This is a genomic window from Mesobacillus thioparans (assembly GCF_965138835.1).
GTDB classification, from domain to species: Bacteria; Bacillota; Bacilli; order Bacillales; family Cytobacillaceae; genus Mesobacillus; species Mesobacillus thioparans.
Genome location: NZ_CBCSFH010000021.1, coordinates 25,335 through 51,228 on the forward strand (window position 1 = coordinate 25,335; position 25,894 = coordinate 51,228).

Below are 25,894 nucleotides of genomic sequence, written 5' to 3' on the forward strand. Positions count from 1 at the left end.
ATGAACGATATAGAGAAGCAGTGGGGAGATGAGGAAATGGCAACAGTACATCATTCAGCCTGTCCGTTGAATTGCTGGGACAGCTGCGGGTTCCTTGTTACCGTGGAGGATGGAAAAGTAACAAAGGTTGAAGGCAATCCCGAGCATCCTATCACCCAGGGGAAAATTTGCGGCCGCGGCAGGATGCTTGAGAATAGGGCGAACTCAGAAGATCGATTGCTGTATCCTCTGAAAAAAGTCGAAGGCAGATTCCAGCAGATTTCCTGGGAGCAGGCGTTAGATGAAATTGCTGAAAAACTGGCCTATTATAAGGGGAATTTCGGTACGACTTCCGTTTTGCACAGCCATGATTACGCCAACAGTGGCTTGCTTTCCAATCTCGACAGCCGCTTTTTCAATCTTTATGGCGGTGTGACTGAATTGACAGGTTCAATCTGCTGGGGATCCGGGATTGAAGCACAAAACTGGGATTTCGGTGATGCCTACAGTCATGCACCTGAGGATTTGAAAAACAGCAAACATGTCGTCATCTGGGGCAGGAATGTTGCCCGGACGAATATGCATCTTTTTCAGAACCTCCAGGCTGTGAAAAAGAATGGCACGAAAATCTATGTGATTGACCCAATTTATAATGCAACTGCCAAGCTGGCGAATGAATATATTTCCATCAAGCCTGGCTTTGATGGGCTATTAGCGGCGGGCATCATGAAAGAATTGCTTCGGATGGGGCTGCAGGACGATGAGTTTTTAACAAATCAGTCTGTAGGATTCGAGGACTTAAAGGCCTTGCTGGATAGTGTGACGTTAGACTATATCAGTGAAGTGACAGAAGTACCGATGGAAGTCATCACCCATCTTGCCGGGGTGTATGCTGACCGCCCAGTTTCCACAATCATGGGTCTGGGAATGCAGCGCTATGAAAATGGCGGCAACACTATCAGGCTGCTTGACGCACTTGTGGCTGTAAGTGGCAATATCGGGATTGCGGGCGGCGGAGCCAATTACGCCAACAAACAGGTAGGGCAGAGCTTTGACTATCAGAATATGATGATGCCTGAACGGAAAAAGTCATTGCGCACGTTCACGATGATGAGGCAGGCCGAGGAGATGCTCAGCGCAGTCGATCCAGAAATCAAAATGGGAATCGTCACCTGCGGCAACCCGCTGACACAGGTTCCTGATACAAATCGCGTTCGGGAGGCTTTCGAATCGCTCGAAACTCTCGTCGTCATTGACCAGTTCATGACGGATACAGCTGAACTTGCTGATTATGTTTTGCCAGCCGCCACTGTTTTTGAAGTGGAGGATGTATACTACTCGTCAATGTACCATCATTATGTGAACCATGGTCCAAAGCTGGTAGAACCGCCGGGCGAGGCCAAGCCAGACGCCTGGATCTGGGGAGAGCTGGCGAATCGGTTAGGCTTTGGCGACGATTTTGATTTTTCAAGAGAAGAATTCTTGGGAATGGGTCTGGCATCATTGACAGCAAAGGGCATTACCTTGGATAAAATACGTGTGGAAAAGTTTGCGGAACTACCAGTCGATAGGATTCCATGGGCAGACAGGAAATTCAAAACGCCAAGCGGCAAGTATGAATTCACAGCTTCAGCAGTTGCTGACGGCCGGGTCAAACTGTCGCTGCCAACAGAGACAAAATGGACGAATCCCGAACTGGCGGAAAAATATCCATATACCTTGCTGACGATCCACCCCCTGCGTTCCAACCATTCACAGCACTTCCACCTGTTCCAGCCAGAGCCATATGTGAAAGTGGAAATCGCCGAAAGCGTGGCAGCCGAAAAAGGCTTGAAGGACCAGGACTATGTGCGGGTATGGAATGACAGAGGAGAAGTGAAAGGGACCGTTTCGATCTTTAAAATGGCCCACCCGGGAACCGTGAATATAGATGAAGGCATCAGCGCCCGGTTCGGAGGCTCAGTAAACCAACTGACACCCAGCCGGGAATCGGACAACGGCCTCGGCAGCACCCTTTATGATTGCCTGGTGAACATAGAAAAAGTGGAAAAAGAATGAGGGATGTAGTGCCGCACTTGAATTGAGAGTGCGGTATTTCTTTTGGATGACTAGGGCGAAAAGATACCCTTATGCAAAGCATTCCACGTTCATAAGGGCATCATTGGAGCCGAGAGATACCCTTATGCAAGCAAATCCCTCTCCATAAGGTCACCATTTCGGCAGAAAGATACCCTTATGCAAGCAAATTCGCCTCTATAAGGGCATCATTAAAGCCGAGAGATACCCTTATGCAAGCAAATTCGCCTCTATAAGGTCATCATTGGAGCAGAAAGATACCCTTATGCAAGCAAATTCGCCTCTATAAGGNCATCATTAAAGCGGANAGATACCCTTATGCAAGCAAATTCGCCTCTATAAGGTCATCATTAAAGCGGAAAGATACCCTTATGTAAGCAAATCCTCCTNTATAAGGGCACCATTAAAGCGGAAAGATACCCTTATGTAAGCAAATCCTCCTCTATAAGGGCACCATTCGAGCGGAAAGATACCCTTATACAAGCAAACATCCCTTCATAAAGTAACTATTCCACCAGAAAGAGGCAATTTCCCCTCCACAAAGGCACTAAGAAGCTTACCTCCTTTTACAAGCTTGTCTTTTCCCCCTGTAATCTCTATAATTGTGAGAGGAAAAAATTGTTTAGGTGATTCTTGCTTGAATAGATACATTTTTAAAATAGAGGAGTGACATGGATGGCTTTAACAGCAGGTATTGTTGGACTTCCTAACGTCGGGAAGTCGACATTGTTTAATGCGATCACACAGGCTGGTGCTGAATCAGCCAACTATCCGTTCTGTACGATTGACCCGAATGTCGGAATCGTTGAGGTTCCTGACCATCGTTTAACTAAATTGACTGAGCTTGTCCAGCCGAAGAAGACGGTGCCGACTGCTTTTGAATTCACCGACATCGCCGGTATCGTTAAAGGTGCGAGCAAGGGTGAAGGGCTTGGAAACAAATTCCTTTCCCATATCCGCCAGGTAGATGCAATCTGTCAGGTTGTCCGCTGTTTTGCGGATGACAATATTACTCACGTGGCAGGTAAAGTAGACCCTATATCGGATATTGAGGTCATTAACCTGGAATTGATTCTCGCTGACATGGAATCTGTGGAGAAAAGAATCAGCCGTGTTGAGAAATTGGCTAAGCAAAAGGATAAGGAAGCTTCTATTGAATTTCCGATCTTGGCTCGTCTTCGTGATGCATTCGAAGCTGAACAGCCGGCTCGTGCAGTAGAATTCACTGAAGAAGAACTGAAAATCGTCAAGCAGCTTCACTTATTGACAATCAAGCCAATGCTTTACGTTGCCAACGTTGGCGAAGAGGATGTCGCAGACCCTAGCAGCAATGAGTATGTCCAGAAGGTTCGCGAGTTCGCAGAAAAGGACAATGCGGAAGTCATTGTCATCAGTGCGAAAATCGAGGAAGAAATCGCTGAGCTTGAAGGTGAAGAAAAGGAAATGTTCCTTGAGGAGCTGGGAATTGAAGAATCTGGTTTGGACCAGTTGATCCGTGCGGCATACAGCCTGCTTGGACTGGCTACCTACTTCACAGCCGGCGTCCAGGAAGTACGCGCGTGGACATTCCGCCACGGCATGAAAGCACCTCAATGTGCCGGTGTCATCCACTCCGACTTCGAGCGAGGGTTCATCCGGGCAGAAACAGTCCACTACGATGACCTTCTTGCAGCAGGATCAATGACAGCTGCCAAGGAAGCCGGAAAAGTCCGCCTTGAAGGTAAAGAATACGAAGTGAAAGACGGCGACATCATCCACTTCCGTTTTAATGTATAATCAAAAGTCAGCCTTGCCGAGATGCAGGGCTGATTTTTTATTCAGCTAGGCTCTTTTCTCAAACTTTGTCGCTATTGCCTACAAAATAGGATTGATAACTTAAGATTATTCACACAATTGACGCTTATTAGGAGAAAAGAGCTTGCAAACTTAGTACCCACATACATAATGGATATTATCACGTTAAATTCGGCTTTAGGATTTTAACAACAACCTTTACGAAAACAGAATTCAGTTAAAATAGCTTGGACAAAAATGCGAACATATGTTAGTGTTTTATTATAGAATTATATAACACAGAAACAGCAAAAGTAGTTTCAATTCATATTGCGTTGCTTTTGGGTGGGTTCTGTGATATAATTTCATCTTGTGAGTAATTAAACAATTACTCCTTGCCCTGTAATGGGGCCGTTTAGACCAAAAGGAGGTGACAGTGATGAGAAAGTACGAAATTATGTACATCATCCGCCCAAACATTGAAGAGGAAGCTAAAAAGGCTCTTACAGAGCGTTTCAGCACAATCCTTACAGACAACGGTGCGGAAGTTGCAGAAGCTAAGGAATGGGGCAAACGCCGCCTAGCTTATGAAATCAATGATTTCCGTGATGGCTACTACCAGCTTGTTAAGGTAAACGCTACTCCGGCAGCAGTTGAGGAATTCTCTCGTCTTGCTAAGATCAGCGAAGATATCATTCGCCACATCGTAATTAAAGAAGAAGAATAATAACTGATATAAATATAAACTTTCAGCGGAAGGTGTTTCACATGGAACATCCATGCTGGGGGGAAGGAGTTGATTCTGATGATGAATCGTGTCGTTCTTGTCGGCCGTTTGACCAAGGATCCTGAATTACGTTTCACACCAAATGGAGTTGCAGTTGCTACTTTCACGCTTGCGGTAAATCGTTCATTTACCAACCAGCAGGGGGAAAGAGAAGCGGACTTCATTAACTGTGTGGTATGGCGCCGTCCAGCTGAAAATGTTGCTAACTTCTTGAAGAAGGGAAGCCTTGCAGGTGTAGACGGACGTGTCCAGACTCGCAGCTACGAAGGACAAGATGGTAAGCGTGTATACGTTACAGAAGTTCTTGCTGAGAGTGTTCAGTTCCTTGAGCCAAAAGGGCAGTCTCCAGACAGAGGGGATAGCGGTTATTCCCGTCAAAATGATCAAGGTTCCCCATTCGGGAATCAAAATCAAAATCAGAATCAACGCCAGAACCAAGGTTATACAAAAGTAGATGAAGATCCATTTGCAGGTGGCGGCCAAATCGACATTTCAGATGATGATCTTCCATTCTAATATATAACTCGGACATGAACTTTAATAAACAAGGAGGGAAATGACCATGGCAATGGGTGGACGCAGAGGCGGACGTGCAAAACGCCGTAAGGTTTGCTACTTCACAGCAAACGGAATTACTAAAATTGATTATAAAGATGTTGATCTTCTTAAAAAATTCATCTCTGAGCGCGGTAAAATTTTACCACGTCGTGTAACTGGAACTAGCGCTAAATATCAGCGTAAATTGACAGTTGCAATCAAACGTTCTCGTCAAATGGCATTACTGCCATACGTTTCAGGCGAATAATGATCGGCTTTTAAAAGGCAGCGGGGTATCCCGCTGCCTTTTATATTAATTACGGCGGTTTGGTTGCTTGTCGGTAATTTACAGGATAAAATAGTTCTTATCGGTTAATTTAGATTTGGTCAGCCTGTGACCTGTGAAATGGAGATCTTTTATGGCTGACCCAAGGTGCTTACGCTTTTCGATGAGGTGAAATATGAAAAATACATACAAGCTGACAGAGGGTGCCATCCTGTTAGCGATTTTTGCTGTTATGTTGTTAATTACTTTGTATATTCCGGGATTGGGATTGATCGTGAATTTCTTTCTTTCTTTGCCATTCCTGATGTTTGGGGCTAAGCATGATTGGAAAAGCACGGCTGTTTTTACACTGGCAGCTGTTTTGCTGTCGATGATTCTTGGTTCGTTCCTGGCGATACCTCTGGCGTTGGCTTTTGGAACGACAGGAGCAGTCATGGGGTATATGGTGAGGGAAGGAAAGAGCAGGTTTGCTGTTTATATTGCAGGTTCTGTCGTGTTCCTTGTGAATTTAGTGGCACAATATGCTTTGTCGATCGTTCTCTTTAACATCAACTTCATTGATGAAATGGTGACGGTGTTCCGTTCCTCTGTTGATCAGGCGATTAACATGCTTGAGCAAATCGGCCAGACACCTGACGAGAAGCTGATCAAACAGTTTGAAACAATGGTCGATATGATTGAAGTGCTTGTGCCAAGTATGTTCGTCATGTCTTCCTTTTTCATTGTGTTCCTGCTGCAGCTTGCTTCATTTCCGTTCATGAAACGGTTCGGCATCAAGGTGCCAGTATGGCCTCCGTTCAGGGAATTGAATCTTCCAAAAAGTATTCTATGGTATTATCTAATCACGATGATCGTCGCACTGGTGATGCAGCCTGAGCAAGGAACATACTGGTTCTGGGTGATTTCCAACCTGACATTCATCCTGCAGATGCTGATGGTCCTCCAGGGGGTTTCGTTCGTTTTTTATTTCTCATATATAAAAGGGTACTCAAAAGCTGTCCCCATCATCGTACTAGTCCTGATGTTCCTCCTGCCATTTATTCTTTATATTGTGAGGATATTAGGTATAATTGATTTAGGATTTGATTTAAGAAAACGTCTAGGAGAGAAGAAGTAATCAGAAACTAACGCTTTAGGAGCTGAGCACATGCCTTCTTATTTAGAGAGGCGGCAAATACGTTATCCATTGTATGGATTGATGGCCGTAACACTGGTGCTAATTGGATTTCTGTCTTTCTATAACTGGCTTATAGGGGCTGCAGGGTTCATTCTCACTGGCCTGTTGATATACTTGATTTTTCAAGTGAACCATAAAATAAAGGAAGAAACAGAAGAATATATTTCCACGCTTTCTTACCGTGTAAAAAAGGTCGGGGAAGAAGCATTGATGGAAATGCCGATCGGGATCATGCTGATCAATGATGACTATTATATTGAGTGGACGAATCCCTTCATTGCGTCCTGTTTCAATGAGGACTCACTCGTTGGAAAATCATTATATGATGTAGCCGATGCTGTCATTCCATTGATCAAGCAAGAGGTAGAAACGGAAATCATCGCGCTTCATGATCGAAAATTCAGGGTCATCCACAAATCTGATGAACGGCTGCTGTACTTTTTCGATGTGACCGAGCAGGCAGAAATTGAAAAGATGTACCATAATGAGCGGACGGTCATTTCAATCATTTATCTTGATAATTATGAAGAACTAACCCAGGGAATGGATGACCAGAATAAAAGCAGCATGAATAGTCTTGTGACGTCGATTTTGAATAAATGGGCGACCAATAATGGTGTATTCCTCAAGAGGGTTTCCTCTGAACGCTTCATCGCGGTATTCAATGAGCATATTCTCCGGCTGCTGGAAAAAGGAAAATTCTCCATCCTGGATGAGGTAAGGGAAACGACATCCAAGCAAAATGTCCCTTTGACCTTGAGTATAGGTGTCGGCACCGGGTACTCCTCGCTTCCCGAACTTGGAACACAGGCACAGTCAAGTTTGGACCTTGCTTTAGGGCGTGGCGGTGACCAGGTGGCAATCAAACAGCCTAATGGGAAAGTGAAGTTTTATGGAGGCAAGACCAATCCTGTTGAAAAGCGCACAAGAGTAAGGGCGCGAGTCATTTCCCACGCACTGAAGGAACTCGTCATTGAAAGTGACAAGGTGCTGATCATGGGCCACAAGAACCCGGATATGGACGCAATTGGTTCTGCAATTGGAATCCTTAAAGTCGCACAACTGAACAAGCGCGAAGGCTTCATTATCTATAATAAAAATGAGATTGATACAGGTGTCCAGCGCCTGATGGAGGAGATTAAGCAAAACGAGGATCTCTACTCTCGTTTTATTACACCGGAACAGGCCTATGAAATCGCCTCCGATGACACTTTGCTAGTTGTTGTCGATACCCATAAGCCATCACTGGTGATTGATGAAAAGCTGCTGAACAAGATTGAGAATGTCATCGTCATCGATCACCATCGCAGGGGTGAGGAATTCATCAAAAATCCGCTGCTTGTCTATATGGAGCCTTATGCTTCCTCGACGGCAGAGCTCGTCACGGAATTGCTTGAATACCAGCCTAAGAATGGCAAAATCCAGATGCTTGAAGCGACAGCTTTATTGGCGGGGATAATCGTCGATACGAAAAGCTTCACCTTAAGGACAGGAGCGCGGACATTCGATGCTGCTTCCTACCTGCGCAGTCATGGAGCGGATACCGTATTGGTCCAGAAGTTTTTAAAAGAAGATATCAATACGTATATCAAAAGGGCAAGACTCATTGAAAATGTTTATTTTTACCGTGATGGCATTGTGATTGCCAAGGGCGCGGATGATATACATTGTGACCATGTCCTGATTGCCCAGGCAGCAGATACATTACTGACGATGGATGGCGTGTCGGCATCATTCGTCATTTCCCGGAGATCCGAGGATACGATCGGCATCAGCGCCAGATCGTTAGGTGAAGTGAATGTCCAGGTTATCATGGAACATCTCGATGGTGGCGGGCATTTGACCAATGCCGCGACACAAATGTATGATCTTTCTACAGATGAGGCAGAAACATCTTTACAAAATGCGATAGATGAATATTTAGAAGGGGGACAAAAAGAATGAAAGTAATCTTTTTGAAGGACGTTAAAGGAAAAGGCAAAAAAGGCGAAATCAAAAATGTGGCAGATGGCTATGCCCATAACTTCCTGATCAAGCAGGGACTTGCTGTAGAAGCCAATCAGGCCGCTATGAGTTCCCTTAGTGCACAACAGAAAAAAGAAGAGAAAATGGTCCAGCAAGAGCTGGAGGAAGCAGAAGCATTGAAGGAAAAGCTGGAAAAAGTTACAGTTGAACTATCCGCAAAGTCTGGTGAAGACGGCCGCCTTTTCGGTTCAATCACAAGCAAGCAGATTGCCGATGAACTGCAAAAAGCGCATAAAATCAAGCTTGACAAGCGCAAAATCGAGATGCAGGATGCCATCCGCACGCTGGGATACACTAAAGTTCCTGTAAAGCTTCATAAAGAAGTCCAGGCAACATTGAATGTCCATGTAAAAGAAGGAAAATAATTTACAGTTCCATATACTCATAAACATGATAAAATAATATAGTTACAAAAATAGGTGATCGGTGCTGCTGATCACTTTTTTCAATTACAGTAATTTTGTAAGGGGGCTGGCAGATGAGTGAATTATTCGCGGATCGACTTCCGCCGCAAAATATGGAAGCGGAACAAGCCGTAATTGGTGCAATATTTTTAGAGCCATCAGCTTTAACTCTTGCTTCAGAAATCCTTTTACCGGATGATTTTTACCGTGTTGCACACCAGAAAATATTCAGCGTCATGCTGGATTTGAATGATAAAGGGAAAGCGATCGACCTCGTGACCGTCACGGAAAACCTGGCATCTTCCAAGCTGATTGAGGATGTTGGAGGGGTCAGCTATCTAAGTGAATTGGCTGCGTCCGTTCCGACTGCAGCAAACATAGAGTATTATGCTAGAATCGTAGAAGAAAAATCGCTGCTTAGAAGGCTCATCCGTACAGCTTCAGGCATTGCCGAAGATGGCTATATGCGTGAAGACGAAGTAGAAGCCTTGCTGGCTGAAGCAGAAAAGAACATTATGGAGGTTGCCCAGCGCAAAGGCGGCGGGGCCTTTCACAACATAAAAGATGTCCTTGTCAGGACTTATGATAATATCGAGGAAATGCATAACCGTCAAGGGGATATCACCGGGCTCGAGACTGGTTTTACCGAGCTTGATCGTATAACTGCTGGCTTCCAGCGAAATGACTTGATCATCGTGGGTGCCCGTCCTTCCGTAGGTAAGACGGCTTTTGCCTTGAATATTGCTCAGAACGTCGCGAAGAAGACAGGAGAAAACGTTGCAATCTTCAGTTTGGAGATGGGGGCAGAACAACTCGTCATGCGTGTTCTTTGTGCTGAAGGAAACATTGATGCCCAGAGACTGCGTACCGGTTCTTTGACCGATGAGGACTGGGGAAAGCTTACGATGGCGATGGGCAGCCTGTCCAATACAGGTATTTTCATCGATGATACGCCAGGTGTGAAAATCACAGACATCCGCTCAAAATGCCGCCGTCTAAAGCAGGAACATGGCCTTGGCATGATCATGATTGACTATTTGCAGCTGATTCTTGGCAGCGGACGTGCCGGCGAAAACCGTCAGCAGGAAGTTTCCGAGATTTCACGTTCCCTGAAGCAGTTGGCGCGTGAACTGCAAGTGCCAGTCATCGCCCTGTCACAGCTGTCCCGTGGTGTAGAACAACGTCAGGACAAGCGTCCAATGATGTCTGATATTCGTGAATCCGGTTCGATCGAGCAGGATGCCGATATTGTCGCGTTCCTATACCGTGATGACTACTATGACAAGGAGTCCGAAGACAAGAACATCATCGAAATCATCATTGCCAAGCAGCGTAACGGCCCGGTAGGAACCGTAAAGCTCGCCTTTGTAAAAGAATACAATAAATTCGTCAACATCGAGAACCGATATGATGAATCGTACGCTCCACCGGGGGCATAATGAGAATTGACCAGTTTGGTTGATTCTCTTTTTTTTTGCAGTTGATCTACGATTGAAAGTCTTTTACGAACAAAACAATTGTTATATAAATTTAATGTTCGTGTTTTGTTGACTTATCTACGTGATTACTGGTAAACTTTATATGTTTCAAACGGAAAAATTACCGTATACCTTTGGAGGTGCTTTTTACATGTCATCCGTAGTAGTAGTTGGAACTCAATGGGGAGACGAAGGAAAAGGGAAGATCACAGACTTCCTTTCAGAAAATGCCGAAGTGATTGCCCGATACCAGGGGGGAAACAACGCAGGCCATACAATCAAGTTTAATGGTGAAACATATAAACTGCATTTGATTCCATCAGGGATTTTTTATAAAGAGAAAACCAGTGTCATCGGGAACGGAATGGTTGTCGATCCTAAAGCGCTTGTGAAGGAACTTGCCTATCTTCACGATAAAAACGTGACCACTGACAATCTGCGTATCAGCAACCGTGCCCATGTCATCCTGCCATATCATCTGAAGCTGGATGAAGTCGAAGAAGCAAGCAAGGGTGCCAATAAGATCGGTACCACAAAAAAGGGAATCGGCCCAGCCTACATGGACAAGGCTGCCCGTACAGGTATCCGGATTGCAGACCTACTGGATCGTGAAGTTTTCGAAGAAAAGCTTACCCGTAACCTTGAAGAAAAAAATCGCCTGCTTGAACGTATCTATGAAACTGAAGGATTCAAACTTGAGGATATTCTCGATGAGTATTATGAATATGGCCAGCAAATAAAGCATTATGTTGTCGACACATCCGTCGTGTTGAATGATGCATTGGACGAAGGCCGCCGAGTGCTGTTCGAAGGCGCACAGGGAGTCATGCTTGATATCGACCAGGGTACATATCCATTCGTTACATCTTCCAACCCAGTCGCTGGCGGTGTGACAATCGGGTCTGGAGTAGGGCCAACGAAAATCACTCATATTGTTGGTGTTTCAAAAGCATATACGACTCGCGTTGGTGACGGTCCGTTCCCGACTGAACTGGACAATGAAATTGGCAACCAGATTCGTGAAGTAGGACGTGAATACGGGACAACAACAGGCCGTCCGCGCCGCGTTGGCTGGTTCGACAGCGTCGTCGTCCGCCACGCTCGCCGAGTCAGTGGAATCACGGATCTATCCCTGAACTCCATCGATGTTCTGACTGGGATCGAAACGCTTAAAATTTGTGTGGCCTATCGCTATAAAGGCGAACTGATCGAAGAGTTCCCGGCAAGCCTGAAGGCACTCGCTGAATGCGAACCAGTCTACGAAGAACTGCCAGGCTGGACCGAAGACATCACAGGCGTGAAATCACTCGATGAACTGCCGGAAAATGCAAGACACTATCTAGAGCGCATTTCACAGCTGACAGGTATTCCATTATCCATCTTCTCAGTAGGCCCTGACCGCACCCAGACAAACGTCGTGCGCAGCCCTTGGAGATCATAAATAATTTCTAGCAAGCCCCTGATCATCCAGATCGGGGGCTTGTTTTATATTTACGATTAATTATGTAATTTACGAGACTGAAACATGGCAAGTGAAAAGAATTACGCAAGATTAAAGAGGGAAATCGAAGGATAAAAGAAAAAAGCAAAAAAGTTTTAAAAAAATATATACAAAAGACAAATTGCTATGGTAATATAAACAACGTTGTCACTAATTCGACAAAAAACGATAAACTTTATTCCGAGCCATTAGCTCAGTCAGTTGCTCGCATCAGTGAGTTTGCTTCAGCGGCAACTTGCGAGAAAGGTCGAAGATCTTTTGAGCACATTTTCAAAGAAAAACCAAATGTAGGGGATTTTTAATACGAGCCATTAGCTCAGTCGGTAGAGCATCTGACTTTTAATCAGAGGGTCGAAGGTTCGAGTCCTTCATGGCTCACCAAGTTTTTTTTGCGACAGCGAAAATAAACTTCCTTATCTTCGCGCCAGCGAAAAAGGATCAACTTTAATATGGCCCCTTGGTCAAGCGGTTAAGACACCGCCCTTTCACGGCGGTAACACGGGTTCGAATCCCGTAGGGGTCACTTTATTACATATTTAAATGAATATCATCATGGCTCAGTAGCTCAGTCAGTTGCTTGCTTCACCGAATAAGCATCTCTGGCAACTTGCGAGAAAAACCGAAAGGTTTTTTGAGCATAGTAATCAAGCTATCTGAATCCAGCGGCAACCTGCGAGAAAGACCGAGAGGTCATTCGAGCAAAGGACCTAAATCAACACAAAGTTTAGGGAACATTATATTATCTTGGCTCAGTAGCTCAGTCGGTAGAGCAAAGGACTGAAAATCCTTGTGTCGGCGGTTCGATTCCGTCCTGAGCCATTAAAAAAGGGAGCGTGTCTAATGACATGCTCTCTTTTTTTTGTAACATTTTTGTAATAAAGGTGGTAATCTTCCTATTTTTAGCATGTTTGTATTGTATTACGCTTGAAGTGTCAGAAACATTCATCCAAAAGTAGGAGAATACCCTGATATTACTAGGTTTTCGGCTTATTTTCCATTTGGGATATAGGAAAATATAACGATATAAAATGCCATTTATCTGACAAAAAACGTAATAAAATGTCAGCTATTATACATTTTTGTTACATAATGAAGACTAGTCTTCATAGCGATACATTATATGGTAAAGTATAAAGGTACAATTATCAGATAATAGTTATATAGAACTAGACTAATAGTGTTTGACCGTTGTAGGAGGATCAGGATGAATAATTTAAAATATAGGCTGTCCAATCTTGCCGGCAAAACATCTAGAGAGATGAAGCCAGCAATAAAAAAGTCAATCATGGCTGCGGTTACTGTAGCTGCATTGTCTTTTGGTGCGGGAAGTGCGGCACATGCGGCAGAATCTAAATTAACAACAACGACTGTATATTATGTGTATGTAAATGATAAATTTGTAGGCACTGTTGCCGATAAAACGCAGGTAGAGAAACTGGTAGAAGCTGAGTTAGCATCAGCCAAGAAGGATTATGCCGAACTTGATGTCGATCTAGGGGTGGATGTATCTTATATTCCTGAACAAGTGTTCAGTTCTGCCACAGACTCCAATACAAGTGAGGTACTGGCTGAACTTAAGAACGAGATCAATGTCCAGGCAGAGGCTTCAGCTCTTGTCATCGATAACAAACCTGTTGCTTATTTAAAAGACAAGGAAGCTGCCGATGAAGTACTGAAAACATTGATGCTTCAATACATTACTGAAGAAGAGTTGGATGAAGTGGAGAATAGAAAAAACTCTCCTAATCTACCATTACCCGAAGTGAAAGAAAATGAAACTCGTTTATTAGACGCCAACTTCACTGTGGAAGTTTCACAATCAGAAGAAAAAGTTTCTCCTGAGAAGGTACTTTCTGTCAAGGAAGCTGTCGAGCTTCTTAAAAAGGGTACGCTTGAAGAACAGAAGTATCAGGTTAAAGAAGGAGATGTTTTGGGAAGCATTGCAAGTGATCACAATCTGAAGCTTGCCCAATTGCTTTCCATAAATGAAGGTTTGGATGATAATTCCATCCTGAAGCCTGGCCAAGAGCTGAATGTAACGGTCTTGAAGCCTTTAGTGGAAGTGGTTGTCAACCGTCAAGTATATTCTAAGGAAGAAGTGCCTTTCGAAAAAGAAGTCATTGAAGATTCTACTATGCCTAAGGGCGACACTAAGAAGAAGCAGGAAGGCAAGGTTGGTATGAAGGGTATGACCTACACACTGACTGAACAAAATGGCAGGGTAACCAAGAAGGAAGTCATTAAAGAATCTGTTCTTGAGGAGCCTGTCAAAGAAATTATCGTCAAAGGAACTAAGGTGATGCCTTCCCGTGGAGACGGAACTTTTGCATGGCCGACGAATGGCGGATACATCTCAAGCCGCCAGGGTTACCGCTGGAGCAGGATGCATAAAGGGATCGATATCGCAAGGCCAAGCGATTACACAATCAAGGCCGCTGATAATGGAACAGTAGTCTATGCCGGTAATAAGGGCGATGGCTATGGCAATAAAATCATTGTCGACCACAATAACGGCTACCGCACCATGTATGCTCACCTTGCATCTATCTCAGTAAGCGTGGGCCAGACAGTTTCCCGTGGTTCACAAATCGGTGTAATGGGGAGAACCGGAAATTCAACTGGCATTCATCTTCATTTTGAAGTTTATCAAAATGGCAAGATCATTGATCCGTTGTCTAAAGTAAATAGATAAATAAAACTTATAAGGAAGGTCTCTAGCCAAACTAGAGACTTTTTTTATTACAGGTCGCTCTTTGTTATAGTAATGGTATAAGCCAGTTATTTTATTGTTATGGGCAGGATTGGTACAATTGGGAAGAGAAGAATAGAAGTTGTATAACAGAAAAATTCAGTTTTTCTCTGATTTACAGTAAAATAGATAAGATAGCATTTTTAAAAAGAGAAGATTATTCATATACGAAATATAATATGTTTTTTAAAAGGAGAATTGGTATGGAGAAGAAAATCCTGGTTGTAGATGATGAGAAACCAATTGCAGATATCCTGCAGTTCAATCTGAAAAAAGAGGGTTATGATGTTTACTGTGCATATGATGGAAATCAGGCGGTAGAGATGGTTGAGGAAGTACAACCTGACTTAATCTTGCTTGATATCATGCTGCCTTTGCGTGATGGCATGGAAGTCTGCCGCGAAGTTCGCAAGAAGTACGAAATGCCAATCATCATGTTGACGGCCAAGGATTCTGAGATCGATAAAGTTCTCGGCCTTGAGCTTGGAGCCGATGACTATGTGACGAAGCCGTTCAGCACGAGGGAATTGATAGCAAGGGTAAAAGCAAATCTCCGCCGCCATCAAGCGAACGCAGTCAAAGAGGATGAGCAAGAGGAGACAAATGAAATTAGCGTTGGTTCTTTGACCATCCATCCTGATGCTTACGTTGTATCTAAACGAGGCGAAACAATTGAATTGACACATCGTGAATTCGAACTGCTCCATTATCTTGCCAAGCATATTGGACAAGTCATGACGAGGGAGCATCTCCTTCAAACGGTTTGGGGCTATGACTATTATGGTGATGTTCGTACCGTTGACGTTACTGTAAGACGTCTTCGTGAAAAAATCGAGGATAATCCGAGTCATCCAACATGGATCGTGACAAGACGAGGAGTAGGCTATTATTTAAGAAACTCTGAGCAGGAGTAAGAACAGGGATGAAAAAAGTAGGTTTTTTTCGCTCCATACATCTTAAATTCGTGCTTATATATGTCTTGCTTATACTGGTAGCCATGCAAATCATCGGGGTTTATTTTGTGCGCAAACTTGAGACGACCCTGATGACCAATTACCAGGAATCTGTTAAATCCCGGGTGGACCTGCTGGTGTATGATATCCAGGAAGAGATGGTCAAGGAACGCGGGAAGGAAGATCCCACGAAAGAAGAAGCAATCAGGAAAATATTAGGTGATTATAATAAAGCCAATGATATTTCTGAAATCCGGGTAATTGACGGCAGCAGTTTCAAAATACTTGGTACATCAAGTCTTAGCAATCAGGGGCTGGTTGGCCAAAGGACTCCTGACGTCAAAATCAAGCGTTCAATTATTTTTGAAGCAGATGAAGATGTCATCCAGCTGGATCGGAAATCGAATAAAAGAGTCTGGGTGCTATCCACTCCTATCATGCATAACAGTGAAGCGATAGGGGCTGTCTACCTTGTAGCCAAGATTGATGATATTTTTAAGCAGATGAATGATATCAATAAAATTCTTGCTACTGGAACAGCGATTGCCCTGATTTTCACGGCCATTTTGGGGATTTTATTGGCACAGACGATCACTAGGCCTATTTCCGATATGCGTAAACAGGCACTGGCAATGACACGCGGTAATTTTTCCAGGAAGGTTAAAGTGTATGGCTATGATGAAATAGGTCAGCTCGCGATTACTTTTAACAATCTGACGAAAAAACTGCAGGAGGCACAGGCCACAACAGAAGGCGAGAAAAGGAAGCTGAGCTCCGTTATTTCCTATATGACGGATGGCGTCATTTCAACGGACCGCAAAGGGCGGATCATTCTGATCAATGATCCTGCTGAGCAAATGCTGGGTGTTTCACGTGAAACAGTCCTTTCACAGCCATTGGTTTCCGTACTCGGACTGGATGAAAATTATAGCTTTGAAGATTTGCTTCAGGAAAAAGACTCTATCATACTTGATTACAGTACGAAACGTAAGCCATTTATCCTTCGCGCGAATTTTTCAGTCATCCAGAAGGAAAGCGGCTTTGTAAATGGTTTGATTGCGGTTCTTTATGATGTTACCGAGCAGGAAAAAATCGATATGGAAAGACGGGAATTCGTTGCGAATGTATCCCATGAATTGCGGACTCCGCTGACGACGATGCGCAGTTATCTGGAGGCACTTGCAGATGGAGCATGGCGTGATGAAGAGATTGCCCCTAACTTCCTGGAAACCACCAGAGGAGAGACAGAGCGAATGATCCGCCTGGTGAATGACTTACTGCAGTTATCCAAGCTGGACAGTGTGGATTACCGTCTTTCTAAAGAGTGGGTCGACTTCCCGGTATTCTTTAACCGAATCATTGACCGTTTCGAAATGACAAAGGAACAGAATGTATCATTTGTTAGGGAAATACCAAGCGAAGCCATTTTTGTAGAGATAGATGAAGACAAAATCACCCAGGTGCTGGACAATATCATTTCCAATGCAATGAAATATTCACCAGAAGGCGGGACCATTACATTCAAGGTGAAAGAGCTGGATGATCAGATTGTCGCAAGCATCTCAGATGAAGGTGTCGGCATTCCTAAGGATAATCTTGATAAGATTTTTGATCGATTCTACCGAGTCGATAAGGCAAGGACACGGAAACTCGGCGGGACCGGACTTGGACTGGCGATTGCCAAGGAAATGGTCAATGCCCATGGGGGAAGAATATGGGCAGACAGTGTGGAAGGGAAAGGGACAACGGTTCAATTCACTCTTCCTTATGACCGAAGTGCAGAGGATGATTGGTCATGACATATGAAAATATAAAATCTGTTATTTTAACATTTCTTGTCGCTCTGAGCGGTTTTTTAACCTGGAATATTTGGACATACCAGCCGGATTATGAAATTGTAAACAACCAAAAGACCTTTGAAGATATTAATTTTGCCACCCAGAAGGAACTCAAGAAAATCGTCAAGCCACATCAGATCATTTATCATGTGGGTGACAAGCAGTTTGGTTCTGTGGACAATGCTTATATCGATGGGATCATTGGAGTCATTGCAAAATGGAAGTACTTCGATGTCAAAAAGTATCCTGGGCGGGTCAGTGAATTCAACGAGAAAATCGTTCAGGGGGAGAACACCGAAATTATTTTTCCTGATGAGGTTCCAATTGAACTCTATAAAAGAGTATTGAATATCAATGAAAAGGATATCCCGAAATTTGATTTCGACCGGATTATCATCAATTCCGAAACACAGCAAAAGCAGGAAGGCATTGTCTACTTTTATTCGCAAAAAAACCAGGTCGTCTATGTAAGCAATGTCAGTCCATCCTATATCAATGATTTCACTGCCAAATTCTATGATTCTGCCAAAAGGCTGACACCATATTTCCTTTATACGGTATCCGATATCAAGAAGATTTATCTGCCAGCTGAAAAAGTTGAAATGGTCATGCATACCTATTATCAAAACCCTTTGGATTCAGATCAGTTCAAAGAAGCACTGTTCACGGATCCAAGCTTTGTACAGCGAAGCGTGGTGGATGGCATTGAGGAGTATACCGATGATGCCAGCAAAATGATCGTGGATACACAAACAAACATGATTAACTATGTGAACCCTGTCCGGAGCGGCGATTCGGTCATCGGCACGAATAATGTTTTACAGAAAAGTATCGAGTTCGTCAATGAGCATGGCGGCTGGACGGAAATGTACCGTTACGTGTATAAGGACGATTTTAACCAGAATGTCCTTTTCCGTCTGTACAGCAAGGAAGGATATCCTGTGTTCAATCAGTCCGGCATGTCGGAGATTTACCAGCAGTGGAGGCAATCGGAAATCAGCCGTTATTTACGTCCTGGATTCCATCTGGAACTCCCTTTGAACCCGGAAGTCGTAACGAAAACACTGCCATCCGGTTATCAGGCACTTGATTATCTACAGCGGAAAAAAGATTTCAAACCATCTTTGCTGCAGAATATGATGCCGGGTTATTATATGTCGCAGGGACCGGAGAATTCGGTGATCCTGCTTGAGCCAGGCTGGTTCTATCTGTATGACCAGGAATGGCGGCAGCTCATATGGGAGGAGGAATTGAATAATGGATTGGAGTAGGATTAAGACAATCTTTATTCTGACGTTCCTCGTCCTCGATATTTACCTTGTATATCAGTTCATGAATACGAGGGATGCAGCACAGTATGAAATTCCGAGGGAAGCGCCGCTTGAGGAAAAACTGAAGAATGATGATATCAGCTATGGTGAACTCCCTGAGGCGAAAAATAAAGAACAATATCTTAGTGTACGGGCCAAAGTATTCACCACCGAGGAAACAGAGAAGGTGAAGGGACAGTCCATCAGTCTAGGGGATGGTACATCAATTGAAGCCAAGCTCGAAAAGCCGCTGAAATTGACGAGCAAATTCCAGCCTGCTGAACTGTCTGCCTTTATAAAAGCGAATATTTTTGCCGGCGAGCAATATAAGTTCTGGAGCAAAAATGATGAGGCCGGAACGATTACGTATTACCAGGAGTATGACAATAAAACGTTTTACTATAACAGCAATGCAAAATTGACTTTCTATTTTAATGAAGATCTTGAAGTGACTTCGTACAAGCAGACGTATTTGGAAATCATTGATGAACTTTCGGATGCAGAGGACTTACTGCCGCCGCTGAGGGCGCTGGAAACCCTTTATAAAAAAGGTTTGCTTAAGCCAAAAAGCAAAATTACCGATATTGAACTGGGATATTCAACACTGGTATCCCTGACGTCTTCCCATGTGGTGACGCCTACGTGGAGAGTCGAAGTAAACGGCAAGGAAAACCTTTTTGTGCATGCATTTGAAGGCCGGGTCATCCCGTTGACAGACGGAGAAAATATAACAACGGAGTGAAGAGATATGAGTTTGCATTTTAGTGTTCTCGCAAGCGGGAGTACGGGAAATGCGATCTATGTGGAGACGGAGGGCCAATCCTTTTTGGTGGATGCCGGATTGAGCGGCAAACAGATGGAGGCTTTATTCAAGCAAATCGGCCGTGATATGAAAGACCTCTCTGGAATATTAGTGACGCATGAACATAGCGATCATATAAAAGGCATAGGAATCGTTGCCCGTAAATATAAACTGCCAATCTATGCGAATGAAAAGACGTGGAAAGCGATGGATGGGCTGATTGGGGAAGTTCCGCTCGACCAGAAGTTTTCCTTTGACATGGAAACGGTAAAGTCATTTGGCGGCCTGGATATTGAATCCTTTGGCGTTTCGCATGACGCAGCGGAACCAATGTTTTACGTGTTCCATAAAGAAGGTAAGAAATTGGTGCTGATTACCGATACAGGCTATGTCAGCGACAGGATGAAAGGGATTATCAGAAACGCTGATGCCTACGTATTTGAAAGCAATCATGATGTACAGATGCTGAGAATGGGCCGTTATCCATGGAGCGTAAAGCGCCGCATCCTGAGTGATTACGGACATGTTTGTAATGAAGATGCTGCGGTCGCGATGAGCGAAGTCGCAGGAGATCATACCAAACGGATTTATCTTGCCCATTTGAGCAAGGATAACAATATGAAGGACCTTGCAAGGATGTCGGTCGCACAAACGTTGGAGGGTAAGGGAATCATTGTAGGGGAACAGTTTGATTTGATTGATACTGACCCGAAGACTCCGACGCCTTTGACAGCCATTTAAAGCGTTTATGGAAATAGATTTATAGGTAAAGGAGTAAAGGCATGAAACAACGTCTTTACTCCTTTTTCACTGCTTGAGAAGGCTTTTGATTTAGAAATTCTCGTGCCTGGTAGTATAATTATCTGTATAAATACGATTGTATCTATGGGTCAATGAAAGGGTTGGTGGACATTGGGGTATTACGATGAGCAGGATTATCAAGGCCGGTACAAACCGCAAAAAAGCAGGAAAAGCGGCTTTTTCTGGGCCAGCCTGGCAGGCGCAGTCATTGGGGCATTATTGGTGATTTTCTCGATTCCCCTGTTATCGAACTTGGATGTGCTGCCATATAAGATTGAACCGAAAAACCAAACAGCAGTAACAGATGAAGAGCCATCTGAAGAAGGCCAGGAAGACAGTACCGCGAAAAAAAATCTTTCGATTGATGTTTATTCCCAGATAACCGAGGCTGTCGACAAGGCCGGTGATGCAGTGGTCGGCATCTCGAATATCCAGGAAAGCACGAACTTCTGGGGACAAACTCAGGAATCAGGCGGCACAGGGTCCGGGGTCGTATATAAAAAGGATGGAGACAAAGCCTATATTGTCACGAACCATCATGTTGTAGCGGAGGCTTCTTCGCTCGAAGTGAGTCTCAGTGATGGGACAAAACTACCGGCAAAACTTTTAGGCAGTGATATCTGGACGGACCTCGCTGTTCTGGAAGTACCGGCGGACCAAATCAAAGTGATCGCTGAGTTCGGGAATTCCGACAAACTGAAGCCAGGTGAACCGGTCATCGCCATCGGGAATCCACTGGGCCTTACTTTTTCAGGATCCGTTACCCAGGGAATTATCTCAGGACTGGAGCGTGCGATTCCGGTCGATGTCAACCAGGACGGTACGCCTGACTGGCAGGCTGAAGTCCTGCAGACAGATGCGGCCATCAATCCTGGCAATAGTGGCGGAGCCCTGGTCAATATCGAGGGGCAGGTCATCGGCATCAATTCGATGAAAATTGCCCAAAATGCTGTTGAAGGAATTGGATTATCCATTCCCATCAATTATGCAGCTCCCATCATTGAAGACCTGGAGAAGACAGGTGAAGTGAAAAGACCATTCATGGGCGTCGAATTGGCTTCTGTTAATGAAATTTCATCCTACCACCAGGGAAATACATTGAAGTTACCTAAGGAAATCAATTATGGTGTCGCGATCAGAGGCGTTGAACCGAACTCTCCGGCAGACAAGGCAGGCCTGAAGGAATATGATGTCATTGTCGACATGGATGGCGAGGAAATTCGCGATGTAGTCGATTTGCGAAAGCACCTGTATAACAAAAAGAAGGTCGGCGACGAGATGCAAGTCAAGTACTACCGAAATGGCCAGCTGGAAGAAACAACAATGACGCTGGGCGGAGAAACTTTATAGACTGTTTGTATAAAAACAGGAGGCGAAAGCTTCCTGTTTTTTGTGTTAAAATGGTCCTTGTGGATAAATTTAAAAGAGAGAATAAGCAAATGATAAGGATATAAAAAGAAGCTGAAAGGATGAGGAATATGAAGTATTGCTGCGCTGAACATGTAGAACTGGCACTGGATGAAGCGGTGGATGAGTTTGAAGTAGCACCTCAATTAACAAAATTAGAGGCTGTTGATAAGTCGGAGTTTGTCTGTGGATACTGTGGACAACCCGCTGTATATATTGTGGCGAACGAATGATCGCCTACTAAATGTGGATATCGATGTGAATATGTGGATAACTATTGTGGATAGATTGTTTGTAAACTGTTTGTAATCTGTTTGTAAAGTGGGGATGCCTGTGAATATCTCAATCGTAACGGTTGGCAAATTGAAAGAAAAGTACCTAAAACAAGGGATAGAAGAATATCTTAAACGACTCGGAAGCTATGCAAAAGTAGAAGTTTTCGAAGTACCAGATGAAAAAGCACCAGAGGAATTGAGCGATACCGAAATGGCCCAGGTCAAGCAAAAAGAAGGAGACCGAATCCTCTCTAAAATTGGCCAGGATACCTATGTCATTGCCCTGGCCATTAACGGCAAGCTGAAATCGTCCGAAGAACTTGCAGACACCCTCGATAAACTCGCCACCTACGGAAAAAGTAAAATTGCCTTCGTTATCGGCGGATCGCTGGGACTGAGCGAGGAAGTTTTGAAGAGGGCAGATGAGCAGCTGTCCTTTTCAAAAATGACTTTCCCTCATCAGCTAATGCGATTGATCCTCGTTGAGCAGGTTTATCGCGCTTTCAGGATAAACAGGAATGAACCGTATCACAAGTAAATGAGGTTTTAGTCGTAATACCTTGTGGGCTTAATATGATTAACTTGCAAAATGGCTGTATACAAGATTGAATAAAATAAAAAACTTTTGAATAGGATGACAAGATGAAAAAAGATGTCACTTTTAAGGTAAAGGGCAAGTTTGCAAATAAATATAAAAGCGGTTATCCGCTCATATCAAAGGAAGCTATCCTTAATTTGAACGAAGTTACTAAAGAAGGAACCATTATCCGTCTCGTTGATGAAAAGAACCGGTTCATCGCAAAAGGTTATTTTGGCAAACAAAACAAAGGTTACGGGTGGGTTCTCAGTCGAAACGAGAATGAGCAGATCGACCAAAAATTTTTTGTAAATAAATTGAGAGATGCGATCAGCTATCGAGAGCCATTTTTTAATAGTCTGGATACCAATGCCTTCAGAATCGTAAATGGTGAAGGTGATGGTTTAGGCGGATTAACGATTGAGTATTTTGATGGCTACTATTTAATCAATTGGTATAGCAAAGGTATTTACAACTTTCGGGAGTATATTATCAATGCTCTGAAAGAATTAACTGAGTTTAAAGCCATTTATCAAAAGAAAAGATTTGATGTCAGCGGGAACTATATTGAAGAAGATGATTTCGTAGCGGGAGAAAGAGGAACTTTTCCGCTTATCGTAAAAGAAAATGGAATAAACTTCGCTGTTTACTTAAATGAAAGTGCGATGGTTGGAGTATTTTTAGATCAAAGGGATGTCCGAAAAAGAATCCGCGATGCTTATGCGAAAGGAAAAAACGTACTAAACACCTTTTCCTATACAGGTGCGTTTTCAGTATTTGCTGCCGTAGGAGGCGCAGTTAAGACGACAAGTGTGGATTTAGCCAATCGAAGCTTAAGCAAGACCGTTGAGCAGTTCAGTTTAAACGGAATAGATAGTGACTCACAGGATATCATTGTTGAAGACGTATTCCATTACTTTAAGTATGCGGTAAAAAAGCAGCTGGTGTATGATATGGTTATCCTGGACCCACCAAGCTTCGCAAGGTCAAAAAGAACAATATTCAGCGCTGAAAAGGACTACAAAGATCTTTTAAAGGAAGCTATTTCCATAACAAAAGATGATGGGATTATCGTTGCATCCACCAATTCCAGCTCTTTTAATATGAAAAAATTTAAAACTTTTATTGATCAGGCATTTAGAGAATCAAACAGGAAATATCAGCTAGTTGAGGAATTTTCCCTTCCGAAAGACTTTAAAATAATAAAAGAATTCCCTGAGGGCAACTATCTTAAGGTTGTGTTTATAAAGAATTTGCCATAGAAAAGGGGAATGATATCAATCCAGTAAAGCATAGGAATGGCAGTTTGAAAATAATCTCATATAGATACATCACGGTGAACCGTACCATAAATAAAGGTAAACTATTAAGGGACTCAAGCATGTCCCTTTTATATTTACCGTATGAAATGGAGCTTGATGACCAGACATCTAGCTGTTGTTCAAGGTCTGGATAAATCTTTTGCAGCATTTCGTAGCTGTCTGCCATAGCCTCGATAGTGAAATCAAAGAAAAGGTTAATCTTCGTAATATGGCGACCTATACCACGTGGGGCTTCAAGAGTTACCTGGATGTCTTTGATGATAGAGCGGAGCAGTATCTTTTGTTCTTCTGGCTCAACCCGTGAGAGTAAAACCTGAAAGTCCCCTAATAGTCGTTGTACTGAATCATAGTCAACAGGTGAAGTATCGGCTTCTGTTATTTCCGTATTTAACGCTTCCAGGCGTTCTTCTAGCTGCTTTTTTTGTTCCTGGGAAGAAACTAGCTTTGGTTTAACAATTTCTTTTGGCAGTTCCTCGTCAAGTAGTGCATTCATTAGTTTATCTATATGGCCTGTGATTTTGTTAACTTTAGACTTTAGCAGTTTTATTTCCTCTTGAATTGGCTCCATTGTATGACTTCTCTGTTTATTGGTTTCTGCAATAATTTCCTTTAATGCCGATGGTTGAGAGGCAATACGTGAAAGCTCCTCAAATACATGTTGTTCGGCTTTGTCTGCACGAATGGAATTCGGTCGACATGCTTTTTTTCCTTTGTTATGATACTGACCACAAGTATAGTAACGATAGGTCTGTCCTGCAGCACCCTTCGAACGACTCGGAACCATTCCATGGCCGCATACAGGGCATTTTAAGAGTCCACTAAGAATATATGGCACTTGGGAGCGGGACGGCTTTACCGACCTTTTTTGACGGATATTCTGTACTTTATCCCATTGTTCTTGACTAATAATTGGTTCATGCTCACCATCTGCAAGAATAAAGGTCTCGTTCTTACCTCTGCGACGTTTTTCATTCCAATCCTCAACTTGATTGAAGCGTATTTTACCAATGTACATTGGATTATCTAATATTTGTTTAATAGCATTAGTAGAGAAAAGTCTATCTCGTTTTGATTTGAATCCTTTTTCATTTATTCGATGTGTAATTGCTTTTAATCCTAGTCCTTGTTCAGCGAAATTAAAAACTTCTTTCACTATGATAGCTTCAGCATCATTTATGACTAAATGTTTATTAACACTATCGTATCCTAGGCAAAGTCCCCCGTTAAATTTCCCTTGTTTTGCTCTTTCTGTCATCCCCATTTTGACACGGCCAACAATGGTGTTACGTTCTAATTCAGCAAACGAGCTTATCATTTGAAATACCATTTTACCCATTGGAGTTGTCGTATCAAAGTTTTCATTTAAACTCATCAATTGAACATTATTACGTTCCAGTTCATCGCTAATTTCCAAAGCATCTTTTAGTTTTCTTGAAACACGGTCTAATTTATATACCAGAACAATATCAAATTTTCTATGACGCGCATCAGCTAATAGTTTCTTCATTTCTGGACGGCCAGCGATGCTTTTACCACTTACGCCCTCATCTATATACTCATTAATAACTTCCATATTCAACAGTTCTGCTTGTCTATGTAGTTCGGATAACTGGGCTTTAATACTAAAGCCTTCAGTTGCTTGTTCTTCAGTACTAACACGAGCATAGATTACTGCCTTTTTAGTGTTCATTCTTTTCCCTCCGTTTCTATGTGTGTTTTACAATCGTTGCATTTAACACGGTTAATTGCTTGAGAAACCGCAGTTATAAATATTTGTTTGTTATGCTTATCATTTTGTGATTCGATAGGTAAGCTTTTAAGTTCATTATAAAAAGGT

The 25,894-nt window shown here is 43.2% G+C and carries 21 protein-coding genes and 3 tRNA genes; 23 read left to right on the plus strand and 1 reads right to left on the minus strand.

Features of this window, described 5'->3' with window-relative positions:
• The first annotated feature begins 36 nt into the window (after positions 1 to 36).
• The 23 genes from ACNAZ4_RS22285 (at position 37) to ACNAZ4_RS22395 (ending at position 23,997) form a co-directional block, all read left to right on the plus strand.
• Positions 37 to 2,037 carry a molybdopterin-dependent oxidoreductase gene (locus tag ACNAZ4_RS22285; RefSeq protein ID WP_415818233.1) on the plus strand — a complete coding sequence of 667 codons (2,001 nt, stop codon included), beginning with the start codon at positions 37 to 39 and terminating at the stop codon, positions 2,035 to 2,037.
• Between the two features lie 693 nt (positions 2,038 to 2,730).
• Positions 2,731 to 3,831, plus strand: a complete 1,101-nt coding sequence (gene ychF, locus ACNAZ4_RS22290; protein ID WP_415818235.1) for a redox-regulated ATPase YchF — start codon at positions 2,731 to 2,733, stop codon at positions 3,829 to 3,831.
• A 436-nt stretch (positions 3,832 to 4,267) separates the two neighbouring features.
• On the plus strand, positions 4,268 to 4,555 hold the full coding sequence (gene rpsF / locus ACNAZ4_RS22295; RefSeq protein WP_214705297.1) for a 30S ribosomal protein S6: 288 nt from the start codon (positions 4,268 to 4,270) through the stop codon (positions 4,553 to 4,555).
• Positions 4,556 to 4,633: 78 nt separating this feature from the next.
• Complete coding sequence (gene ssb, locus ACNAZ4_RS22300) at positions 4,634 to 5,131, plus strand: single-stranded DNA-binding protein (protein ID WP_415818237.1); 498 nt, start codon at positions 4,634 to 4,636, stop codon at positions 5,129 to 5,131.
• A gap of 52 nt (positions 5,132 to 5,183) precedes the next feature.
• Positions 5,184 to 5,420: a 30S ribosomal protein S18 gene (rpsR, locus tag ACNAZ4_RS22305; RefSeq protein ID WP_079507585.1), complete on the plus strand. Its 237-nt coding sequence runs from the start codon at positions 5,184 to 5,186 to the stop codon at positions 5,418 to 5,420.
• Positions 5,421 to 5,613: 193 nt separating this feature from the next.
• Positions 5,614 to 6,555, plus strand: a complete 942-nt coding sequence (locus ACNAZ4_RS22310) for a YybS family protein (protein WP_415818239.1) — start codon at positions 5,614 to 5,616, stop codon at positions 6,553 to 6,555.
• Between the two features lie 30 nt (positions 6,556 to 6,585).
• Entirely contained in the window at positions 6,586 to 8,559 is a 1,974-nt protein-coding gene (locus tag ACNAZ4_RS22315; protein WP_415818241.1) for a DHH family phosphoesterase, read from the plus strand.
• Positions 8,556 to 9,005 carry a 50S ribosomal protein L9 gene (rplI, locus tag ACNAZ4_RS22320; RefSeq protein ID WP_415818243.1) on the plus strand — a complete coding sequence of 150 codons (450 nt, stop codon included), beginning with the start codon at positions 8,556 to 8,558 and terminating at the stop codon, positions 9,003 to 9,005. Before ACNAZ4_RS22315 ends, rplI begins: the two co-directional genes overlap by 4 nt.
• 113 nt (positions 9,006 to 9,118) lie before the next feature.
• Positions 9,119 to 10,483, plus strand: coding sequence for a replicative DNA helicase (gene dnaB / locus ACNAZ4_RS22325; RefSeq protein ID WP_415818245.1), 1,365 nt, complete (start codon positions 9,119 to 9,121; stop codon positions 10,481 to 10,483).
• 190 nt (positions 10,484 to 10,673) lie between these two features.
• The gene (locus ACNAZ4_RS22330; protein WP_415818247.1) at positions 10,674 to 11,963 is read left to right on the plus strand and encodes an adenylosuccinate synthase; all 1,290 of its coding nucleotides are present in this window, start codon (positions 10,674 to 10,676) and stop codon (positions 11,961 to 11,963) included.
• Positions 11,964 to 12,328: 365 nt separating this feature from the next.
• A tRNA-Lys gene (locus ACNAZ4_RS22335) sits at positions 12,329 to 12,404 on the plus strand.
• 70 nt (positions 12,405 to 12,474) lie between these two features.
• Positions 12,475 to 12,546 (plus strand) — tRNA-Glu (locus tag ACNAZ4_RS22340).
• Between the two features lie 223 nt (positions 12,547 to 12,769).
• Positions 12,770 to 12,842, plus strand: a tRNA-Phe gene (locus tag ACNAZ4_RS22345).
• 385 nt (positions 12,843 to 13,227) lie between these two features.
• The gene (locus ACNAZ4_RS22350; RefSeq protein WP_415818249.1) at positions 13,228 to 14,715 is read left to right on the plus strand and encodes a peptidoglycan DD-metalloendopeptidase family protein; all 1,488 of its coding nucleotides are present in this window, start codon (positions 13,228 to 13,230) and stop codon (positions 14,713 to 14,715) included.
• Between the two features lie 260 nt (positions 14,716 to 14,975).
• Positions 14,976 to 15,686, plus strand: a complete 711-nt coding sequence (gene yycF, locus ACNAZ4_RS22355; RefSeq protein ID WP_415818251.1) for a response regulator YycF — start codon at positions 14,976 to 14,978, stop codon at positions 15,684 to 15,686.
• An 8-nt stretch (positions 15,687 to 15,694) separates the two neighbouring features.
• On the plus strand, positions 15,695 to 17,524 hold the full coding sequence (gene walK, locus ACNAZ4_RS22360) for a cell wall metabolism sensor histidine kinase WalK (RefSeq protein ID WP_415818253.1): 1,830 nt from the start codon (positions 15,695 to 15,697) through the stop codon (positions 17,522 to 17,524).
• Positions 17,521 to 18,834: a YycH family regulatory protein gene (locus ACNAZ4_RS22365; protein WP_415818255.1), complete on the plus strand. Its 1,314-nt coding sequence runs from the start codon at positions 17,521 to 17,523 to the stop codon at positions 18,832 to 18,834. Before walK ends, ACNAZ4_RS22365 begins: the two co-directional genes overlap by 4 nt.
• A complete protein-coding gene (locus ACNAZ4_RS22370) occupies positions 18,821 to 19,615 on the plus strand; it encodes a two-component system regulatory protein YycI (protein ID WP_415818257.1) in 795 nt (264 codons plus the stop codon). Before ACNAZ4_RS22365 ends, ACNAZ4_RS22370 begins: the two co-directional genes overlap by 14 nt.
• 6 nt (positions 19,616 to 19,621) lie before the next feature.
• Entirely contained in the window at positions 19,622 to 20,416 is a 795-nt protein-coding gene (locus tag ACNAZ4_RS22375; RefSeq protein WP_415818259.1) for an MBL fold metallo-hydrolase, read from the plus strand.
• 171 nt (positions 20,417 to 20,587) lie between these two features.
• A complete protein-coding gene (locus ACNAZ4_RS22380; RefSeq protein ID WP_415818261.1) occupies positions 20,588 to 21,826 on the plus strand; it encodes a S1C family serine protease in 1,239 nt (412 codons plus the stop codon).
• Between the two features lie 128 nt (positions 21,827 to 21,954).
• Positions 21,955 to 22,116 carry a CxxH/CxxC protein gene (locus ACNAZ4_RS22385; protein ID WP_214705283.1) on the plus strand — a complete coding sequence of 54 codons (162 nt, stop codon included), beginning with the start codon at positions 21,955 to 21,957 and terminating at the stop codon, positions 22,114 to 22,116.
• 100 nt (positions 22,117 to 22,216) lie between these two features.
• Positions 22,217 to 22,696, plus strand: a complete 480-nt coding sequence (rlmH, locus tag ACNAZ4_RS22390) for a 23S rRNA (pseudouridine(1915)-N(3))-methyltransferase RlmH (RefSeq protein WP_415818264.1) — start codon at positions 22,217 to 22,219, stop codon at positions 22,694 to 22,696.
• A gap of 104 nt (positions 22,697 to 22,800) precedes the next feature.
• On the plus strand, positions 22,801 to 23,997 hold the full coding sequence (locus tag ACNAZ4_RS22395) for a class I SAM-dependent rRNA methyltransferase (RefSeq protein ID WP_415818266.1): 1,197 nt from the start codon (positions 22,801 to 22,803) through the stop codon (positions 23,995 to 23,997).
• Here the strand turns inward: ACNAZ4_RS22395 and ACNAZ4_RS22400 are convergent.
• A complete protein-coding gene (locus tag ACNAZ4_RS22400) occupies positions 23,978 to 25,747 on the minus strand; it encodes a recombinase family protein (RefSeq protein ID WP_415818268.1) in 1,770 nt (589 codons plus the stop codon). The two genes, ACNAZ4_RS22395 and ACNAZ4_RS22400, sit on opposite strands and share 20 nt — an antisense overlap.
• Between the last annotated feature and the right edge of the window lie 147 nt (positions 25,748 to 25,894).

Bases quoted from the DNA above. Each gene is read 5' to 3' on its own strand.
- rpsF (WP_214705297.1), top strand. From the start codon at position 4,268: ATGAGAAAGTACGAAATTATGTACATCATCCGCCCAAACATTGAAGAG.
- ACNAZ4_RS22370 (WP_415818257.1), top strand. From the start codon at position 18,821: ATGGATTGGAGTAGGATTAAGACAATCTTTATTCTGACGTTCCTCGTC.
- ACNAZ4_RS22315 (WP_415818241.1), top strand. From the start codon at position 6,586: ATGCCTTCTTATTTAGAGAGGCGGCAAATACGTTATCCATTGTATGGA.
- ACNAZ4_RS22385 (WP_214705283.1), top strand. From the start codon at position 21,955: ATGAAGTATTGCTGCGCTGAACATGTAGAACTGGCACTGGATGAAGCG.
- ACNAZ4_RS22400 (WP_415818268.1), bottom strand. From the start codon at position 25,747: ATGAACACTAAAAAGGCAGTAATCTATGCTCGTGTTAGTACTGAAGAA.
- ACNAZ4_RS22285 (WP_415818233.1), top strand. From the start codon at position 37: ATGGCAACAGTACATCATTCAGCCTGTCCGTTGAATTGCTGGGACAGC.
- ACNAZ4_RS22365 (WP_415818255.1), top strand. From the start codon at position 17,521: ATGACATATGAAAATATAAAATCTGTTATTTTAACATTTCTTGTCGCT.
- ACNAZ4_RS22375 (WP_415818259.1), top strand. From the start codon at position 19,622: ATGAGTTTGCATTTTAGTGTTCTCGCAAGCGGGAGTACGGGAAATGCG.
- yycF (WP_415818251.1), top strand. From the start codon at position 14,976: ATGGAGAAGAAAATCCTGGTTGTAGATGATGAGAAACCAATTGCAGAT.
- ychF (WP_415818235.1), top strand. From the start codon at position 2,731: ATGGCTTTAACAGCAGGTATTGTTGGACTTCCTAACGTCGGGAAGTCG.
- rpsR (WP_079507585.1), top strand. From the start codon at position 5,184: ATGGGTGGACGCAGAGGCGGACGTGCAAAACGCCGTAAGGTTTGCTAC.
- ACNAZ4_RS22310 (WP_415818239.1), top strand. From the start codon at position 5,614: ATGAAAAATACATACAAGCTGACAGAGGGTGCCATCCTGTTAGCGATT.
- ACNAZ4_RS22330 (WP_415818247.1), top strand. From the start codon at position 10,674: ATGTCATCCGTAGTAGTAGTTGGAACTCAATGGGGAGACGAAGGAAAA.
- dnaB (WP_415818245.1), top strand. From the start codon at position 9,119: ATGAGTGAATTATTCGCGGATCGACTTCCGCCGCAAAATATGGAAGCG.
- rplI (WP_415818243.1), top strand. From the start codon at position 8,556: ATGAAAGTAATCTTTTTGAAGGACGTTAAAGGAAAAGGCAAAAAAGGC.
- ACNAZ4_RS22395 (WP_415818266.1), top strand. From the start codon at position 22,801: ATGAAAAAAGATGTCACTTTTAAGGTAAAGGGCAAGTTTGCAAATAAA.
- walK (WP_415818253.1), top strand. From the start codon at position 15,695: ATGAAAAAAGTAGGTTTTTTTCGCTCCATACATCTTAAATTCGTGCTT.
- ACNAZ4_RS22350 (WP_415818249.1), top strand. From the start codon at position 13,228: ATGAATAATTTAAAATATAGGCTGTCCAATCTTGCCGGCAAAACATCT.
- ssb (WP_415818237.1), top strand. From the start codon at position 4,634: ATGATGAATCGTGTCGTTCTTGTCGGCCGTTTGACCAAGGATCCTGAA.